Consider the following 17,931-nt stretch of genomic DNA (forward strand, 5'->3'; position numbering starts at 1 on the left):
GCCCCCTACGATATGAATAGTCATTCATTTTATTTTAACGCTAATTTGGATAAAAGTACATTAATTACAATGTATGCTGAAAGAGATTAGAGCCGGTTGAAATTGACTTATCTCTAAAAATAAAACACAATTAGAAGGAAGAGGTGAAATCGATGACGAAAATCATTGCCCATCGTGGCTCCAGCAAGTATGCTCCCGAAAATACCATGCCAGCCTTTCAATTAGCATATGAGATGGGAGCGGAAGGTATTGAAACGGATGTACAATTGACCAGAGATAACATCCCTGTGCTGATCCATGACGAGCATGTGAAGCGAACAACAAATAGTATAGGCTATGTAATCGATTATAATTTTAATGATCTGAAACAACTCGATGCAGGTTCATGGTTTTCCAATAGTTTCGCAGGGATATCCATTATATCGCTTCAGGAATTTTTAGAATGGACAATCGATAAGCCTCTTGAATTAAATATTGAGCTGAAAAACAATAAAACAGATTATAAAAATATAGAAAACATCGTATATGAAATGGTAGACCACTATAATTTATTGGAGAGAACAACCCTTTCCACTTTCAATCCAAATAGTATTATGCGTCTGGAATCTCTAAATAAACATATAAGTAGTGCCTTACTTACATCCCGTAAGCGAAAGGATCTTGTTGGCTATGCAAAAGGGCTTGGGGCAAACGCAATTCATATAAAGTATCGATTATTGAATAAGTTTCTTGTTGAGCAATGCCATCAGGAAAAGATGGATTTGCGTGTATATACCGTCAATAAATTTTCTCACATTATGCGATGCTTATCTACTGGTTGTGACGGGTTAATTACAGATGTACCAAATAAAGCACTAAACTATCGAAATATATTATAATAGTGAAAATAGGAATGGATTTAAAATGGAGGATGAATATGGAATTAATATTTCTTGGTACTGGCGCTGGTGTTCCATCCAAAGAGCGTAATGTATCTTCTGTAGCATTAACTCTACTACAGGAATTAAATAATATTTGGTTGTTTGATTGCGGTGAAGCAACACAGCATCAAATTTTGAGGACTTCAATTAAACCTAGGAAAATAAACAAGATTTTTATTACTCATTTACACGGAGACCATATTTACGGTCTTCCAGGTTTATTAAGCAGCCGCTCTTTTCAGGCTGGTGATGAACTGCTAACTGTGTATGGACCAGAGGGCATAGAGGAATTTATTTTAACTAGCCTTCGAATAAGCGGGACCCATCTCACTTATCCCCTAAATATTGTAGAAGTAACAGAGGGAGAGATCCTGGATGAGGATAAATTTACAGTACATGCGAAACAACTTGATCACGCCATTCAAAGTTTTGGCTATCGGGTAGTAGAAAAGGATAAACCAGGAGAGCTTTTGGTCCATAAATTAAAGGAAATTGGTATTAAGCCTGGACCTATCTATCGTGAGATAAAAGAAAACGAAATGATTAATACGATTGATGGGATTCAGTTGTATCAGAAAGATTTAATCGGCCCAAGTAAAAAAGGCAGAGTAATTACAATACTTGGAGACACGAGAATGCAAAAAGAACACATTCCGTTCGTAAAAAATTCGGACGTATTAATACATGAGGCTACCTTTATGCATGATAAAGTTGATTTGGCAAGAGATTATTATCATTCAACGAATACACAGGCTGCTGCACTAGCAGCGGAGGGTGGTGTCAAACAGTTGATCTTAACGCATGTATCCTCCCGTTATCAACAGGAAGACGATCCTAGTATCTTGTCGGAAGCACGCGAAATATTCCAAGCTACATATCTTGCAAAAGACTTTTTTGAATTTAAAATAGATAACCATAACTAGAGGAGACGTTACGATGGAGTACACAGAAGCAGTTGTTGATAATCAGCGGTCATTCTTTATGAATGGTAATACCGTTGATTATGAATTCCGTAAAAATCAGTTACAAAAATTGAGGGATATGCTTAAAGATAATGAAGGTAAGATCTACCGAGCGTTAAAAAGAGATTTAAACAAATCGAGTCATGAAACGCTTACTACAGAGCTTGGAATGCTCTATTTAGAAATTGATCTGGCGTTAAAAAACTTAAGAGTATGGATGGAACCAGATAAAGTTCAATCCCCTATTACCCATAAGGGTTCAAAAAGTTACATTATGAAGGAACCGTTTGGTGTTGTTTTGGTAATTGCTCCTTGGAATTATCCGTTACAATTGGCCATTGCACCTGTCGTTGGTGCGATAGCTGCAGGGAACTGTGTCGTTATTAAACCATCTGAACATGCCAAAGCGACCTCAGCACTGATTTCAAGTATGATCAATCAGACGTTTGATAGCTCGTATATTACGGTGGTCGAGGGAGCTCAGGAAGCTAGTGAAGCATTGCTTAAACAGCGTTTTGACTATATCTTTTTTACAGGGAGTTCCCAAATAGGGAAAATGGTAATGCGTGCTGCTAGTGAATATTTAACCCCTGTTACACTTGAATTAGGTGGGAAAAGCCCGGTAATTGTGGATGAAGATGCAAATATTAATTTCGCTGCCAAGAGGATCGTATGGGGTAAATTTACCAATGCGGGACAAACCTGTGTGGCGCCAGATTATGTATATGTGCATGAAAAAGCGAAATTTAAACTCTTAAAAGCGATGAAAAAATATATTAAAACACTTTATGGTAGAGAACCTTTAAAAAATGTAGACTTTACTAGAATCATCAATGAGAAACACTTTGACCGCCTTGAAAAATTTCTTTCAGAAGGTTACGTGTTACATGGTGGAAATTCCAATCGTGAATCCCTGATGATCGAGCCAACCATTTTGGATAAAATAACCTGGGAAGATTCCATTATGAAAGATGAAATCTTTGGTCCAATTTTACCAGTCCTAACATTTACCAATATTGAAGACGCTCTTTTTAAAATTAAAAGGATGGAAAAGCCACTTGCTCTTTATTATTTTGGGGAGAATGAAAAAATGCAGCAGCAGGTGATGGAGTATGTATCATTTGGTGGTGGTTCCATAAATGACACCTTATATCATCTTGCCAATCCACATCTTCCATTTGGTGGAGTTGGGAATAGTGGTATAGGAGCCTATCATGGAAAGTATAGTTTTGATACTTTTTCTCACAAGAAAAGCATTATGAAACAGACTACTAAATTTGATATGCCTTTTCGCTATCCAGGTAATAAATTGGCGTCAAAGGTTGTTAAAAACGTAATGAAATAATAAATTCCTTGCATCTAAAACCCCGCTACTCAATAGGTGCGGGGTTTTAGCGTTTATAATCATCTAAGAAGTCTTTTTGAAAGCTTGTTCTTGGCTGATCGGAATCTTTATTCTCTGTATCTTTTAGTTGTTTAAAGGTATTTTTCCCGTATTTCTCTGAAAGTAAATCAATGGTTGAGTACAGATTTTCTTTTTTTGCCTCTTTTTCAAAAGTGAAAATGTCGAGCTGTTGACCAAGATTGCGTTTTTCTTCGACATCCTGAACAGTAATTCCCAGCAAACGAATTGGATTATTATTCCAATGTTTCTCAAGTAATTCCATTGCAATCAGAAGAATGTCTGACTTATTATCGATATAACTTTGTAGCTTTTTGCTTCTTGTAACTGTTTTTCGATCATGATAGCGAATCATGATTTGTACGCTCCGGCCTGCTGCTTCTTTTCGTTTCATTCTTCTTTCGACGTTGTCTGCCAGTTGATTCATCAATTTACTAAGTTCATCCCAGTCGGTTGTATCTGATGGAAGTGTTTGTGAGCTACCAATGCTTTTAAATTCATATACAGCATCCGGGTCTACTGGTCTCGTGTCGGTGCCGTTAGCCCTGCTTTTCAGTCTTTCCCCATTTATCCCGAGTAACTGTTTCAGCTCATAAACATCTTTATTAGCCAGATCTCCGATTGTTTGTATGTTAATGGAATTTAATTTTTCTGCTGTCTTCTCCCCCACCCCATACATTTCACCAACTTCCAATGGCCACAGAATTTTTGATATTTCTCTCTTTCTCAAAATCGTTATACCTAATGGCTTTTTCATATCCGATGCCATTTTAGCAAGGAATTTATTTGGCGCAATACCTATACTGCAAGGGATATCCAATTTGGCTAATATTTGTTGCTGAAGGTTTTGAGCGATTTCCAATGGGTTGCCGAGATATTCTGTCTCTGTAACATCCATATAACCTTCGTCTATGGAAACAGGTTGGACGTTAGGTGTAATGTCAGATAGCATCTTAAAAATCTCTTTGGAAGCCTGACGATAACGGTCAAAGTTAGGTCTCATAACGATTAGTTCAGGACAAAGCTTTCTAGCCTGCCAGATAGGCATCGTGGTTTTTACCCCTTTTGCCCTTGCTTCATAGCTGCTTGTCACAATAATGCCTTTACGTTCCTCAGGATTGCCTGCAATTGCCAATGGCTTACCTTTCAGTTTCGGATTATGGGCCATTTCAACAGATGCATAGAAGCAGTTCATATCTATATGAAAAATGACTCGACCTTTCTTCCGTTCTGAAATTCCCATTAAAAAACATCCTTTTTGATAATAATCCTTCATTACTCAACTTTTGCACCAAAGCTTAATGTCCTTTTCAATCTGCAAAAGTTGAATTAATTATAACATAATGAAAAAACCCCTTAAGCTTTAAGAACTTAAGGGGAAAAATTATTGTGCTGATACCTCTTGGATAATTGCAGTAACTAATTCAGTTACCTTAACAAGATCGTCAACAGCTATTTGTTCAGCTGTTGTATGAATGCCTTCATAACCAACGGCTAGATTGACGGTAGGAATACCAAGACCAGCAATAACATTGGCATCACTTCCCCCACCGCTTTTTAGAAGTTTACTTTCTCTTCCAATTGATTTGGCGGCTTTTCTTGCTACTTCAACTACTTGGTCTCCCGCTTTTTGCTTGTAGCCAGGATACATTATTTTAATCGTAACTTCAGCTGAACCACCGTACTCCTCTGCGGTTTTTTCATATGCCTCTTTCATCTTAGCTACTTGTTTTTCCATTTTTTCTGGTACAAGTGATCTTGCTTCAGCAAGTATTTCAACGTGGTCTACAACAATATTCGTTTGTTTCCCGCCTTCAAAACGACCAATGTTGGCTGTTGTATCTTCATCAATCCTTCCAAGCGGCATTTTAGAAATTGCTTTTGCAGCTAGTGTAATAGCAGAGATCCCTTTTTCGGGTTCTACTCCAGCATGTGCCGTTTTTCCTTTAATTACAGCAAATACTTTCGCTTGCGTAGGTGCCGCAACTATAATATCACCAACATCACCATTACTGTCCAGTGCATAACCATATTTTGCGTGAATAAGTTTGGCATCAAGTGCTTTTGCTCCAACTAAACCGGATTCTTCACCAACTGTAATTACAAATTGAATATCTCCATGCTGAATTTGGTTTTCTTTGATGATACGAATTGTCTCAAGCATGGAAGCCAGACCAGCTTTATCATCCGCTCCTAGTATAGTAGTTCCATCTGAAGTGATAACCCCATCTTTTATTGAAGGTTTTATCCCTTTGCCGGGTACGACGGTATCCATATGAGATGTAAAGTAAATTGGATCTGCTCCATCTACATTACCTGGAAGGGTACATATTAAGTTACCTGCACCATGTCCTGTCTTTTCCTTACTATTATCTTCGTATACGTCAAGACCCAAGTCTGAGAATTTCTTTTTGAGTACCTCAGCAATTTCAGTTTCAAACGTTGTTTCAGAGTCAATTTTTACGAGTTCCACAAATTCTTCAATTAATCTATCTTCATTTACTTTTATCATTTTAAAAACCTCCCAGTATATAGGCTACTATAAGTTTTATATTTTTTACAGTGGGATGTTTCCGTGCTTTTTAATAGGACGATCTTCCTGTTTATTACGTAGCATTTCGAGTGACTGGATTAATTTAAGCCTTGTTTCTCGAGGGTCAATAACATCGTCAACCATTCCAAGACCGGCAGCTACGTATGGATTAGCAAACTTTTCACGGTACGTATCGATTTTTTCCTGTCTTAATTGAGCAGGGTTTTCACTTTCAGCTATTTCTTTAGCATATATAATATTTGCAGCACCCTCTGGTCCCATTACAGCAATTTCAGCATTTGGCCATGCATACACAATGTCCGCTCCAATTGATTTACTGTTAAGTGCTACATAGGCACCGCCATAAGCTTTTCTTGTTATAACGGTTATTTTCGGTACAGTGGCTTCTGAATAAGCATAAAGTATCTTAGCACCGTGACGAATTATACCGGCATGTTCCTGCTTTACACCTGGAAAGAACCCAGTTACATCCTCAAATGTAATAATTGGAATATTAAATGAGTCACAGAACCGGATAAACCGTGCTGCTTTGTCACTAGAATCGATGTCCAAACCACCTGCTAAAAATTTGGGTTGATTACATACTAAGCCGATTGTCTCCCCCTTAATTCTAGCAAGGCCTACAACAATATTTTTGGCGAATTTACTCTGAATTTCAAGAAAACTATCTTGGTCAACCACCTGTTCAATTACTTTTTTCACATCATATGGTCTTAAGGCATTAAATGGCACCAAATCTGTTAATTCCGGACGTAATTCATCAGCTGGTTCATAGGGGACTTTTTTTGATTTTTCGTTATGATTTGCAGGAAGAAAATCAATCAATTGACGCACCGTATCCAATGCTCCTTCTTCAGAGCTTTTCTGAAAGTGTGCATTGCCACTTTTGGAATTATGTATATGTGCCCCACCAAGGTCTTCAGCTGAGATTTTTTCCCCTGTCACTGTTTCAATTACCTTTGGCCCCGTTATAAACATTTGGGAAGTTTTTTCCACCATAATAACAAAATCAGTAATGGCTGGGGAGTATACTGCTCCACCAGCACTGGGTCCCATAATGACAGAAATTTGAGGGATGACTCCGGAATAGATGGAATTTCGATAAAAGACATGCCCATAGCCATCTAAGGAAGATACACCTTCTTGAATCTTTGCTCCACCTGAGTCATTTAAGCCAATAAAAGGAAAACCGTTTTTGGCTGCCAAATCCATAACAGCCGCAATTTTTTTACCATGCATTTCTCCTAATGCACCACCATAAACGGTGAAGTCCTGGGCAAATAAATATACAGATTGTCCATTAATTTTTCCGTAACCAGTAACAACCCCTTCACCTTTCGCGCCATTATCCAAGCCGAAATCAGTTACCCTTGTTTCAATGAAAGGGTTTAATTCAACAAATGATCCTTCATCCAGCAAGTAGTCAATACGTTCCCTCGCTGTCATCTTGCCTTTGTCATGCTGTTTTTCGATACGCTCATCACCACCGCCAAGTTGGACCTGACGCCGTTTATCGTATAGCTCGTTAATTTTATCGAACATGTCCATCAATCGTCACTTCCTTTACGCTGGCATAATTCGAAAAGTACACCGTTTGCTGCCTTCGGATGAATAAATGCGATCTGGCTATTATGTGCCCCGTCTTTTGCTTCCTCATTAATTAACGTAATCCCCTGCTGTTTCAATTGCTGAAGTCTGGAATTGATGTTATCCACTTCTAATGCGATGTGATGGATACCTTCTCCTTTTTTATCAAGGAATTTCTTTAATGCAGAAGATTCATTAAGGGGCTCCAAAAGCTCCAGTCTGGATTCGCCAATTTTAATAAATGCAACTTTGACACCTTCAGATTCTACTTTTTCAACTGCCTCGAGTTCCAATCCGAGTGAATCGGTATAAAATGAAAGTGCTGCATCAATATTTTCCACAGCAATTCCAATGTGAGCAATTTTCTTAGGTGCTTCTACTAACTTTGCTTGTGGATCTATCATTTCCTGTACATAGGCAGCCAATACTTCGGTGGACGAACCACTTGTAAAGATTTTCTTAATTCCTTTATCCAGCAGGTATGGAATATCTTCACTGGGGATAACCCCCCCGCCTATTACCGGAATATCACTTGCACTACGGTTTTCAAGCTCCTCCAGAACTTTTGGAAACAATGTTCGATGGGCCCCGGATAATGAGGAAAGGCCAATAACATCCACATCCTCCTGTACCGCCGCCTGAGCAATTTGGGCAGGAGATTGACGTAACCCTGTATAGATGACTTCCATCCCATGGTCTCTGAGTGCCTGGGCAATTACCAAAGCACCGCGATCATGCCCGTCTAAACCTGGTTTTGCTACAAGTACACGTATTTTTTTCATTTTCTCTTTCCCCCTTATAGACCTGTGTATTCTCCAAATTCATCGCGCAACACATTACAAATCTCGCCAACGGATGCATAAGCTCTAACAGCATCCAAAATAGTAGGAATTAGATTGGAATCTGTATTTTTTGCATTTTCCTTCAATTCCGTTAATGCTTTATTAACAGCCTCCTGATCCCGCTTTTTACGAATGGTCTGTAATGATTCAATCTGGGATTTTTCCAGTTCTTCATCAACTTTCAATAAATCTGGATTTACTTCCTCATCCATCTTGAATTTATTCAACCCAACAATGACTTCCTCTTCTTTTTCAATATTTTTCTGTATTTCATATGCATTTTGATGAATTTCTCGCTGCATGAACCCTTCTTCAACAGCTTGTACGGCACCACCAATTTCTTTAATTTGATCAAGGTATTCATTTATTTTTTGTTCCATTTCGTCCGTTAGGGCTTCCACATAATAGGACCCCCCTAACGGATCAATTGAATCGGCGACACCACTTTCGTGTGCAATTATCTGTTGCGTCCTTAAGGCAATTCTCGCAGATTCTTCCGTCGGTAAAGAAAGCGCCTCATCACGTGAATTAGTATGAAGGCTTTGCGTTCCCCCCATGACTGCAGCCAATGCCTGTAATGTAACACGGACAATATTATTATCCGGTTGCTGTGCAGTTAGGGTAGATCCCCCGGTTTGGGTATGGAATCGTAATTTCCAGCTTTTTGGATCTTTTGCTTCATAATGTTCCTTCATAATTTTCGCCCAGATTCTTCTGGCAGCTCGAAATTTAGCTACTTCCTCAAAGAAATTGTTATGTGCATTAAAGAAGAAAGCAAGTCTTGGTGCAAAGGAATCGACTTCAAGTCCGGATTCAATTGCTGCATCGACATAAGCTATACCGTTAGCTATCGTGAAAGCTGCTTCCTGGACAGCGTTTGAGCCTGCTTCCCGAATATGATAACCGGATATGCTTATCGTATTGAATTTGGGTACCTTTTCTTGGCAAAATTCAAAGATGTTGGTAATTAATCGCATGGATGGCTTAGGTGGAAAGATGTATGTTCCTCTTGCAATATATTCTTTCAAGATATCATTCTGTATCGTTCCAGTCAGCTTTTCCAGTGGAACACCCTGCTTCTCTCCGACAGCAATATACATGCAGAGCAAGACAGCTGCAGGTGCATTAATTGTCATGGATGTACTAACTTTATCCAGTGGAATTTGATTTAGGAGTGTCTCCATATCTTGTAATGTATCGATAGCTACTCCAACTTTGCCAACTTCTCCTTCTGACATAATGTCATCGGAATCGTAACCAATTTGCGTTGGTAAATCAAAAGCCACGGATAAACCAGTCTGTCCTTGATCCAAGAGGTAACGGAAGCGTGTATTTGTTTCTTTGGCAGAGCCAAACCCTGCATATTGCCGCATTGTCCAAAATCGACTGCGATACATTGTTGGCTGTATACCGCGTGTATATGGATATTGTCCAGGATAGCTTAGTTCTTTTTGGTCATTTTCTTCATCGTATAATCGTTGCACTTCTATATCGGAGGAAGTTGTAAATGTTTCCTTCCTTTCGGGAAAGCGCTTTAATGTTCTTGTAACTGAATTTTCCCATTTGTTCTTTTTCTTGTCCATACATAATACCCCCCATTGCAGATTCTGAAATTTTTATTATTAATGCTATTTTCAATCTTTTTTTAATACTTGTCCAGAGTTAATTTTCGCGATAGAATGAATGATAAGTTATGTTAATAAAGGAGGATCTATTTTGGCTACGAATGTTACCCACAAATCTGCTCCGAGAAAACGTTCAAAACGCGAACGGAGAAATAAAATTATTGTATATATCATGATCATTGCGATGTTGTTATCCACGCTTACGGCTGGCTTAGCTTTCTTAATTTAAATCACCATAAATAAGCAAGTGTTTTTTGAATAAAGACTGGCCTTATACAAGTGCCAGTCTTTATTTCCTTTTTTGCTGTTTTTATCGTTCGATAGCTAATCTTCCCTTTTATTTCTCCATGTAAAAGTAGTAATATGTATAAAATGAGGCTGACAATTTTATAATGGCAGCCTCAGGTTTTGGATTATATGAAACTAATGTAATTCCGCAGTCTTACAGTTCTTTGCAATTTTCTTCAAAAACATGTTGCAATTTGCTTGTTACTTCCATTGCGCTATGTCCTTCAATATCGTGACGTTCCAGCATTGTAACTATTTTTCCATCTCTCATAAGCGCAAAAGATGGAGAAGAAGGTGGAAATCCTTCAAAATATTCCCGGGCTTTTTCTGTTGCTTCGCGGTCCTGGCCAGCAAAAACCGTTACCAGATGATCTGGTCGTTTATCATAATGAACGGAATTTGTTGCAGCTGGACGCGCTACACCACCTGCACAACCACATGTTGAGTTGACCATAACAAGTGTAGTACCTTCACGGGTTAGTGCAGTATCTACATCCTCAGGACTTCTAAGCTCTTCGTAACCTGCTTCTTTTATATCTTTGCGTGCAGCATCTACTACATCGTTCATAAACAAATTAAAATCCATATTATAACCATCCCTTTATATAATGTATTTATCTTTCTTACATTAGCTTACCAAGACCGGAGGGAATTTTCAATTTAAAATGTTTGAAAACTAGGAATTAGACGTGATTGAAATTTTTCAGTATAAATTTATCGTATTATCATTCATATTTTCTAGAATTTCCTTCAAACGGGAAAGAAATCTTCCGCAAACAAGCCCGTCAAGAATCCGATGGTCCAATGACAAGGATAAATTAACCATATCACGGGCTGCAAACATCTCGTCAATAATTACCGGACGCTTAACAATGGATTCCACTTGCAAAATTGCTGCTTGGGGATGGTTAATTACTCCCATGGAGGAGATGGAACCAAATGATCCTGTATTATTTACAGTAAAAGTCCCGCCCTGCATATCCTCAGATGTTAACTTTCCATTTCTTGCTTTCGTGGCCAGTTCATGGATATCGCGTGCGATCGCTTTAATTGTCTTTTCGTCAGCATTTTTAATAACTGGAACGAAAAGTTCATTTTCTTTAGCGACGGCAATGGATAGATTTATTGCTCTTTTTTGAATAATCTTGTCACCTGCCCACATGCTGTTTAGCTGAGGATATTCTTTTAGAGCCTGTGCAACTGCTTTTACAAAAAAGGCAAAATAAGTTAACCCATAACCTTCGTCGGTTTTAAAACTTTCTTTCACTGTGTTACGGTATTTAACAAGGTTTGTAACATCAACTTCCACCGTCATCCATGCATGTGGAATCTCCTGTTTAGACTTTACCATATTTTCTGCAATTACTTTTCTAATCCCTTTTACGGGGATCTCAATGTCACCTGTTTGAAGATCCTTTCCAGCTGTATTGTTTGATTCTCCGGAAGCCGACTGATCGTTGTCAGTATTGGTTTCTGATCGGATTTGAGAATCTTTCAACAGTTCATCGGAATAAATAATTTTTTCAAGGTCCTTTCTTGTAATTCTACCTCCCCGACCGGAACCTGTTACATCATTTAAATTAATAGCATTTTCCTGAGCCATCCGCAACACAGCAGGTGAATATCTCTTCTTCATCGATTCTTCTTCTGGCGCATTTTTTTCTTTATTTTCTGTTATAACCTCTTCTTTTTCCTGAGTGGTGGCGTCTTTGGTTTCTGCTCCCTCTGCTTCGATGTAACAAATTATATCACCAACGGCTACAGTATCTCCTTCGACAGCAGAAAGTTCCTTAATGACACCAGCAAAAGAAGACGGAACTTCTGCGTTTACTTTGTCTGTCATTACTTCGGCAATCGGATCATACTTATTTACATGATCACCTACTTTAATGAGCCAGGTACTTATTGTTCCTTCTGTCACACTCTCCCCTAATTGAGGCATTGTTATCTTTTCTCTGGACATACGTAAATCCCTCCTTAACTAACCATTAATATTCTGCTAAATCCCGCATTGCTTTTTCCACTTTGTCTGGATTCATCATGAAATATTTTTCCATTGGGGGTGCATAGGGCATCGATGGAATATCCGGACCAGCAAGTCTCTGGATAGGTGAATCCAAATCAAATAAACAATTCTCGGCGATGATTGCGGCTACTTCACCTATGATGCTGCCTTCTTTATTGTCTTCTGTAATTAGTAATACTTTTCCTGTCTTCTTTGCAGCTTCTATGATCGATTCCTGATCAAGTGGATAAACCGTACGTAAATCGAGGATATGAGCATCAATGCCATCCTCAGCCAGTTTTTCTGCTGCCTGTAATGCAAAATGCACACATAACCCATACGTGATGACGGTTATATCTTCTCCCTCTCTTTTTACATCTGCTTTTCCAATCGGAAGAACATAATCATCCGCAGGAACTTCCCCTTTTAGTAATCGATATGCGCGTTTATGTTCAAAGAAAAGGACTGGATCATTATCACGAATAGCAGCTTTAAGTAGTCCTTTTGCATCGTAAGGCGTTGATGGCATCACAATTTTTAATCCAGGCTGATTTGCAAATACAGCTTCCACGGATTGCGAATGGTAAAGGGCTCCGTGTACACCCCCGCCATAGGGTGCGCGTATCGTAATTGGTGCGCTCCAGTCATTATTCGAACGATATCTCATCTTAGCGGCTTCTGAAATAATTTGGTTTACTGCTGGCATGATGAAATCAGCAAACTGCATTTCTGCGACCGGACGGAGACCATACATTGCAGCGCCAATCCCAACGCCTGCTATTGCAGATTCAGCTAGTGGTGTATCCAGTACACGATCTTCTCCAAATTCATCATATAATCCGTCAGTGGCTCTGAATACACCACCTTTTTTACCGACGTCTTCTCCTAAGATAAATACCTTTTTATCGCGTTGCATTTCTTCCCTTAAAGCAGTTGTGATTGCTTGGATATAAGACATTACGGGCATAAAGATCCCCCTCCCTATTTTTCTTCGTAAACATATTTAAGTGCGTGTTCTGCCTCTGCATAAGGAGCATTTTCGGCCAAATCAGTCGCTTCATTTATAATAATCATTATTTCTTCGATTAGTTTCTTTTCTGCTCCTTCTGTTAAAATCTTGGCTTCTTTTAAGTAGTTTGCAAAAGTTATAATCGAATCTTCTTTACGAGCTTCATCCACTTCATTTTTTTCGCGATACGTAGAATCGTCATCATCACTCGAATGCGCTGTAAGTCGATAGGAAACAGCCTCTATCAAACTTGGTCCATCCCCCGCTGCAGCGCGCTTTCTCGCTTCTTTTACAGCTTGATATACTGCTAACGGATCATTCCCATCCACGGTAACCCCAGGCATACCATAACCTTGCGCCCTGTCCGCCACATTTTTACTGGCAACTTGTCTTTCATATGGAACAGAAATTGCATATTTGTTATTTTCGACCATCGTAATAACTGGTAATTTATGAACACCTGCAAAATTCAGCCCTTCATGAAAATCTCCCTGATTGGAGGAACCCTCACCTAATGTAACGAAAGAAACAAAATCTTTTCTCTCCATTTTGGCAGCAAGTGCAACTCCTACTGCGTGGGGTACTTGGGTTGTCACCGGTGATGAACCACTTAAAATTCTGTTTTTCTTTTGCCCAAAATGACCGGGCATTTGTCTCCCGCCTGAATTTGGGTCGTCTTCTTTCGCGAAAGCTGACAGCATTAATTCATTTGCAGTCATCCCAAAAGCGAGAACAATCCCCATATCTCTGTAGTATGGTGCTACGTAATCTTTATCTCGATCTAGTGCGAATGATGCACCGACTTGAGCTGCTTCTTGCCCTTGACAAGAAATGACGAATGGAATTTTTCCGGAACGATTTAAAAGCCACATTCTCTCATCAAGTTTTCTAGCCAAAAGCATTGTTCTAAACATTTCCAGTACTTGATCATCTGTTAAGCCCAGATCTCTATGTCGATTTGCCAGCATGAAAATATACCTCCTTATTTATCCATGAATTTGTTTTCCATCAACAGCCAATGCCGCTTCTCCAATAACTTCTGATAAAGTAGGATGCGGGTGTATGGATTGTGTAATTTCCCAAGGGGTTGCATCAAGTACTTTCGCAAGTCCAGCTTCTGAAATCATATCTGTAACATGGGGGCCAATCATGTGCACCCCTAATAAATCATTCGTATTTTTGTCAGCTATTATTTTTACAAAACCTTCTGATTCACCGTATACAAGTGCTTTACCAATAGCTTTAAAAGGGAATTTTCCAGTTTTTATATGATAACCTTTTTCAATAGCACCTTTTTCAGTTAGTCCTACACTTGCAGATTCTGGGCTCGAATATATACAAGAGGGAATATTATCATAGTTGAGAGGCTGCGGGTTCTGATCTGCCATATGTTCTACAGCTATGATGCCTTCATGAGAAGCAACATGTGCAAGCTGCATACCTCCAATAACATCACCAATCGCGTAAATATGTGTCTCTTTTGATTGAAAGTATTTATTTGTTTCAATATATCCGTTATGAAGTAGAATATCGGTATTTTCAATACCGATATTCGCTGTGTTTGCTTCTCTTCCTACCGATACAAGTATTTTTTCCGCTTTGAATGCTTGTTTTTCTGCATTCAGTTCTGCAGTAATGGATACACCATCATCTGTTGTGAGTGTATCGGGTAACACTTTGGCATTTTTTATAAAGTTTATATCTTTCTTCTTTAGAAGACGTTCCATCTCTTTGGCTATTTCTTCGTCTTCTGTTGGTAAAATTTGGTCAAGATATTCAAGTACCGTTACTTTTACACCAAAATCAGCAAGCATAGAGGCCCATTCAATTCCAATTACACCACCCCCAATTATAAGGATGGATTCTGGCAACTCTTCCATATGAAGTGCATCATCCGAACTCATAACAAAATGACCATCGATTTCAAGACCTGGCAGCGATTTCGGTCTGGATCCAGTTGCTATTAAGACATTCTTAGGTACAATCATTGTATTTTCTTCACCATTCTCGTATTCAATGGATATCGTACCTGGCATTGGAGAAAAAATACTAGGGCCTAATATTCGACCGAAGCCTTCGAAGACATCAATTTTCCCCTTTTTCATTAAGCCTTTTACACCTTGATGTAATCCATCAACTATAATCGCTTTTCTTTCCTGAACTTTAGTGAAATTTAATGTTGTATTATTTGTTTCAACTCCAAATTCCGCTGCATTTAACGTCTGCCTGAATACTTCAGCACTGCGAAGTAATGCTTTAGATGGGATGCAACCCTTGTGAAGGCAAGTTCCACCTAATTCTCCCTTTTCTACGATTGCCACTTGCAGTCCAAGCTGCGAGGCTCTGATTGCTGCGACATATCCACCGGTTCCTCCACCCAGTATTACTAAATCATACTCTTTGGTCATCGTTCCACTCCTCATTAGCAGAATAATATAAGTAATTCTCTTCGTTTCGAAGTACTCGTAAAGCCCCTTCGTTTAAGGCCATTAATTCATTTTCTCCCGGATATATGAATATATCTGCTATCCAATTCACCCTTCTTGTAATGATTTCAATTAATTTAGATTCGTAACTCAAGAATCCAGTAAATACGATAGCATCAACTTCTCCAGATAGAACGGTCCCCATGGATCCGATTTCTTTTGAAATTTGATACGCCATGGCGTCATAAACGTTTTTGGCATTCGTATCTCCGGATTTCATCATATTATCGACTTCATACAAACTGGATGTACCGAGGTATGCCATTACTCCGCCATTACCCACAACCTTTTTCAACATTTCCTCTTTTGTATACTTTTCAGAGAAACATAGACGTACCAAATCTCCAATTGGAAGGCTGCCGGAGCGCTCTGTGGTGAATGGGCCATCTCCATCAAGTCCATTATTGACATCGATTACCTTCCCTTTTTGATGGGCACCGATTGTGATGCCTTTGCCCATATGAACAATGATAAGATTGAGATCTTCATAGACGGTATGGAGATGAGCTGCTGCTTTTCTTCCTGCAGCTTTATGATTTAGCGCATGAAAGATACTTCTCCTCGATATGTCCGGAATACCGGAGAATCTTGCTATCTCTTCTAGTTCATCTACTACTACGGGATCAACGATATAGGCGTCTATATTCAGTCCGGAAGCAATCTCGTAAGCAATAACTCCACCGAGGTTGGATATATGTTCTCCAAAAGTTGCAGTTCTTAGGTCATATAACATTGCAGCATTTACTTTATATGTTCCGCCTTTTATGGGGCGTAGCAGACCACCCTTTCCACAAACCGCTGTTAACTTCGAAAGGTTGATTCCTTCATAATCCAACACATCTAGAATAGCTTGTTTTCTGTATTCGGATTGTTTCCTTATCCAATTGTCATTTCGTAATTGTTCTGGTTGATGAATAATTTCTTTCTCAAAAATACATCTTTCATCATCAAAGACGCCAACTTGAGTAGAATCGGACCCGGGGTTAATAACCAATATTCTATAGTCTGACTGCAACGTCTTAACCTCCGTCCGTTAATTTATTTCATGAAAATTATCTCTTGCTCAATATGTGTTGTTCATTAAGTAAAAACTGACTTCTCGAATTTCTTACAGATTGAATTCTCTCCTCTGCCATCCGATCTGCTGCAACATATGTTGGAATATTATCACGTTTAGAGATTTCGAATACGCGCTCTAAACTATCATAAATCATTTCCACCTTTTTCATTGCACGTTCTGAATGATAACCTACCAGCTCATCTGCAACATTAATGACTCCACCCGCATTAATTACATAATCTGGTGCATAAACAATTCCCTTTTCATGAATAATATCTCCATGATTTGTTGTTTGGAGTTGGTTATTAGCAGATCCAGCTATCACTTTAGCTTTCAGTATAGGTATTGTATGGTCATTTATGGTTGCGCCCAATGCACAGGGCGCATAGATATCACAGTCAACAGCATAGATATCATTCGGATCTACAGCTTTTGCACCAAAAGCATCAACCGCTCGCTTTACGGCATTTTTATTAATATCTGTAACAATTAATTCGGCACCTTCTTGGTGAAGATATTCGCAAAGCGCATAGGCAACGTTACCAACACCTTGCACAGCCACTTTCTTACCTGCTAGAGATTCATTACCAAAGGCTTCCTTCGTTGAAGCTTTTATTCCTTTATAAACCCCATAAGCTGTCATTGGCGATGGATTTCCGGATGCACCTGCATAAGAAGTAGTACCTGTAACAAAGTCTGTCTCCAAATGAATGAGATCCATATCCTGTTCTGTTGTCCCAACATCTTCTGCAGTAATATACCTACCATTTAAGCCTTGTATATAGCGTCCAAAAGCACGAAACATTTCCGGGTTTTTGTCTGTTCTCGGATTACCAATGATTACGGTTTTTCCTCCACCCAAATTTAGCCCAGCAGCAGCATTCTTATAGGTCATCCCCTTCGCTAAACGGAGTGCGTCTACAATAGCATCTTCCTCAGATTCATACGTCCACATTCTCGTGCCACCTAATGCAGGCCCAAGTGTGGTATCGTGTATTGCAATAATTGCTTTCAGTCCCGAATTCTTATCCTGACAAAATACCAATTGCTCGTAATCATAGTTCTCCAAGTGCGTAAAGATTTCCATATGGATTCCTCCTGTTTTAACTCGCTAGTATTATAATTAATTTAAAGTTGGGTGTCTAAATAATGCTCCATTAATATTAAAGCAAATATCGTGCCAATTACAAA

16 protein-coding genes are annotated in these 17,931 nt (G+C 39.0%); 4 read left to right on the forward strand and 12 right to left on the reverse strand.

From position 1 onward, the window contains the following. Positions 1-152 precede the first annotated feature (152 nt). Genes ACHABU_RS00815 through ACHABU_RS00825 form a run of 3 tightly spaced genes read left to right on the forward strand, consistent with a single transcriptional unit; the run spans position 153 to position 3,227 of the window. Positions 153-878, forward strand: a complete 726-nt coding sequence (locus tag ACHABU_RS00815) for a glycerophosphodiester phosphodiesterase (protein ID WP_435761285.1) — start codon at positions 153-155, stop codon at positions 876-878. Positions 879-916: 38 nt separating this feature from the next. Continuing rightward, positions 917-1,843, forward strand: a complete 927-nt coding sequence (gene rnz, locus ACHABU_RS00820) for a ribonuclease Z (RefSeq protein WP_435761287.1) — start codon at positions 917-919, stop codon at positions 1,841-1,843. A gap of 13 nt (positions 1,844-1,856) precedes the next feature. Then, positions 1,857-3,227, forward strand: a complete 1,371-nt coding sequence (locus ACHABU_RS00825) for an aldehyde dehydrogenase (protein ID WP_435761289.1) — start codon at positions 1,857-1,859, stop codon at positions 3,225-3,227. A 46-nt stretch (positions 3,228-3,273) separates the two neighbouring features. Here the strand turns inward: ACHABU_RS00825 and ACHABU_RS00830 are convergent, their stop codons facing one another. The 5 genes from ACHABU_RS00830 to ACHABU_RS00850 form a co-directional block, all read right to left on the reverse strand. Next, the gene (locus tag ACHABU_RS00830; RefSeq protein ID WP_435761291.1) at positions 3,274-4,527 is read right to left on the reverse strand and encodes a DNA polymerase IV; all 1,254 of its coding nucleotides are present in this window, start codon (positions 4,525-4,527) and stop codon (positions 3,274-3,276) included. 141 nt (positions 4,528-4,668) lie between these two features. Continuing rightward, on the reverse strand, positions 4,669-5,796 hold the full coding sequence (locus tag ACHABU_RS00835; RefSeq protein WP_435761293.1) for a M20/M25/M40 family metallo-hydrolase: 1,128 nt from the start codon (positions 5,794-5,796) through the stop codon (positions 4,669-4,671). Positions 5,797-5,841: 45 nt separating this feature from the next. Continuing rightward, the gene (locus ACHABU_RS00840) at positions 5,842-7,386 is read right to left on the reverse strand and encodes an acyl-CoA carboxylase subunit beta (protein WP_435761295.1); all 1,545 of its coding nucleotides are present in this window, start codon (positions 7,384-7,386) and stop codon (positions 5,842-5,844) included. Next, positions 7,386-8,207 (reverse strand): methylmalonyl-CoA epimerase, encoded by an 822-nt coding sequence (mce, locus tag ACHABU_RS00845; RefSeq protein WP_435761297.1) that lies wholly within the window; start codon positions 8,205-8,207, stop codon positions 7,386-7,388. Before mce ends, ACHABU_RS00840 begins: the two co-directional genes overlap by 1 nt. Positions 8,208-8,221: 14 nt before the next feature. Then, positions 8,222-9,850 (reverse strand): acyl-CoA mutase large subunit family protein, encoded by a 1,629-nt coding sequence (locus tag ACHABU_RS00850; protein WP_435761299.1) that lies wholly within the window; start codon positions 9,848-9,850, stop codon positions 8,222-8,224. A gap of 133 nt (positions 9,851-9,983) precedes the next feature. Between ACHABU_RS00850 and prli42 the strand changes: the two genes are divergently transcribed. Continuing rightward, positions 9,984-10,121: a stressosome-associated protein Prli42 gene (gene prli42, locus ACHABU_RS00855; RefSeq protein ID WP_435761300.1), complete on the forward strand. Its 138-nt coding sequence runs from the start codon at positions 9,984-9,986 to the stop codon at positions 10,119-10,121. 213 nt (positions 10,122-10,334) lie between these two features. On the opposite strand, the gene ACHABU_RS00860 is transcribed toward prli42, so the two are convergent. The 7 genes from ACHABU_RS00860 to ACHABU_RS00890 form a co-directional block, all read right to left on the reverse strand. Continuing rightward, a complete protein-coding gene (locus tag ACHABU_RS00860) occupies positions 10,335-10,766 on the reverse strand; it encodes a BrxA/BrxB family bacilliredoxin (RefSeq protein WP_435761302.1) in 432 nt (143 codons plus the stop codon). Positions 10,767-10,883: 117 nt separating this feature from the next. Then, positions 10,884-12,143, reverse strand: a complete 1,260-nt coding sequence (locus tag ACHABU_RS00865; RefSeq protein ID WP_435761304.1) for a dihydrolipoamide acetyltransferase family protein — start codon at positions 12,141-12,143, stop codon at positions 10,884-10,886. Between the two features lie 25 nt (positions 12,144-12,168). After that, positions 12,169-13,152 (reverse strand): alpha-ketoacid dehydrogenase subunit beta, encoded by a 984-nt coding sequence (locus ACHABU_RS00870; protein ID WP_435761306.1) that lies wholly within the window; start codon positions 13,150-13,152, stop codon positions 12,169-12,171. A gap of 14 nt (positions 13,153-13,166) precedes the next feature. Further along, a complete protein-coding gene (locus tag ACHABU_RS00875) occupies positions 13,167-14,162 on the reverse strand; it encodes a thiamine pyrophosphate-dependent dehydrogenase E1 component subunit alpha (protein ID WP_435761308.1) in 996 nt (331 codons plus the stop codon). An 18-nt stretch (positions 14,163-14,180) separates the two neighbouring features. Then, positions 14,181-15,602, reverse strand: coding sequence for a dihydrolipoyl dehydrogenase (lpdA, locus tag ACHABU_RS00880; protein WP_435761310.1), 1,422 nt, complete (start codon positions 15,600-15,602; stop codon positions 14,181-14,183). After that, on the reverse strand, positions 15,586-16,695 hold the full coding sequence (buk, locus tag ACHABU_RS00885; protein WP_435761312.1) for a butyrate kinase: 1,110 nt from the start codon (positions 16,693-16,695) through the stop codon (positions 15,586-15,588). The genes lpdA and buk overlap by 17 nt, the downstream gene beginning before the upstream one ends. Before the next feature lie 37 nt (positions 16,696-16,732). Further along, positions 16,733-17,827: a Glu/Leu/Phe/Val family dehydrogenase gene (locus ACHABU_RS00890; RefSeq protein ID WP_435761314.1), complete on the reverse strand. Its 1,095-nt coding sequence runs from the start codon at positions 17,825-17,827 to the stop codon at positions 16,733-16,735. Positions 17,828-17,931: the final 104 nt, after the last annotated feature.

Origin of the sequence: Oceanobacillus sp. CF4.6, from assembly GCF_051262635.1 — a bacterium.
Classification (GTDB): Bacteria; Bacillota; Bacilli; order Bacillales; family Amphibacillaceae; genus Oceanobacillus.